The organism is Streptomyces sp. NPDC059355 (genome assembly GCF_042752335.1).
Classification (GTDB): domain Bacteria; phylum Actinomycetota; class Actinomycetes; order Streptomycetales; family Streptomycetaceae; genus Streptomyces.
Genome location: NZ_JBHYXN010000111.1, coordinates 1 through 1,451, shown reverse-complemented (window position 1 = coordinate 1,451; position 1,451 = coordinate 1). Strand labels below are relative to the sequence as shown.

Below are 1,451 nucleotides of genomic sequence, written 5' to 3'. Positions count from 1 at the left end.
CTAGTAGGGCTTGGTCAGGTTGGGGTTGGTGTGGGTATGTCGCGGTGGCAGGTGGGGCAGGCGCCGGTCCATGTTGCGAGGAGGGTCTGTAGCTCGCGGACGATGCGGTAGAGGCTCACGCCGGCGCCGTGTCTTTTGGGGCTGCGGCCAGTCGTTGCAGGGTGCAGAAGGCGTGAGCGGCGGAGACGAGGGTGACGTGGTGGTGCCAGCCGGTGAAGGTGCGGCCCTCGAAGTGGGCAAGTCCCAGGGCCTGTTTCATCTCGCGGTAGTCGTGCTCGATGCGCCAGCGGAGCTTGGCCAGGCGGACCAGGGTGGTCAGCGGGGTGCTGGCGGCCAGGTCGGACAGCCAGAACTGAACGGGTTCGCCCTGGCTGGCCGGCCACTCGGCCAGAAGCCAGCACTCGGGCAGTTCCGGACCGTCGGCCGCTTGGCGGACCTCGCGTCCGGCAGGCCTAATCCGCAGGGCCGCGAACCGTGAGTACATCCGTTTGAAGCCGCTGCGGCCGGTGCCGGGCCGGGATCCCTCACGCCATTGCACCGGCTTTGCTTCCTTCCGGCCCGCCGCGATGACCAGCTGTTTCACCGACTGCGGCTTGTCCGGGTACTTCGCCACCGGCCGGCGTCCCATTCCGCTGTAGGGCTCGGCGAGGGGCATCGCGTGGCTTGGCTGGGCCGAGAGGGTGGTGGAGATTCCCACGACGTAGCCCAGGCCCCGGGCCTGCAGGCCGTGCCGGAAGGCGGCCGCGTCTCCGTAACCGGCGTCCGCAAGGGCCACCGGCACCTCGATGCCCCAGGAGCGGGTCTCGTCGAGCATGTCGAGTGCGAGCTGCCATTTCTCCACGTGCCCGATGTCGTCGGGAATGCCGCAGGCAGTGCGGCGGGCGACCTTGTCCGGGTCCGCCTTCACCGACCCGGGCGCCCACGTCTCGGGCAAAAACAGCCGCCAGTCCACCGCCGCCGAGGCATGATCCGAGGCCAGGTGCAGCGAGATCCCCACCTGGCAGTTGGTGACCTTGCCCGCGGTGCCGGTGTACTGCCGCGACACGCACGCCGAGGCATTGCCGTCCTTGAGGAACCCGGTGTCATCGAAGATCAGCACGGTGGGCCGGATCACCTTCTCCATCTTCCAGGCCAGCCGGGCCCGGATGTGGGACGAATCCCACGGGCTGGTCGTCACGAAATGGGCCAGGGCCTGCCGGTTCCCGTCCTCACCGAGCCGGGCGGCCATCGGTTCGACCGACTTGCGCTGCCCGTCAGTGAGCAGGCCCCGCAAGTAGACCTGCCCCCACCAGCGCTGGTCCTTCCTCGCGAACGGCTCGAAAACCTCCGCCGCGAACTCCTCCAACTCACCACGCACAGCCGCAATCTCGTCCGGAGTCACACTCTCCCAACGCGACACCGAACCAGAAGGACACGCTCAACCACAGCTGACCTGACCAAGCCCTACTAGG

1 protein-coding gene is annotated in these 1,451 nt (G+C 68.3%); it reads right to left on the bottom strand.

Translation table 11 applies throughout. The features are described from left to right. Positions 1–115: 115 nt before the first annotated feature. Positions 116–1,366, bottom strand: coding sequence for an IS701 family transposase (locus ACFXGI_RS38710; RefSeq protein WP_384717784.1), 1,251 nt, complete (start codon positions 1,364–1,366; stop codon positions 116–118). Positions 1,367–1,451 lie beyond the last annotated feature (85 nt).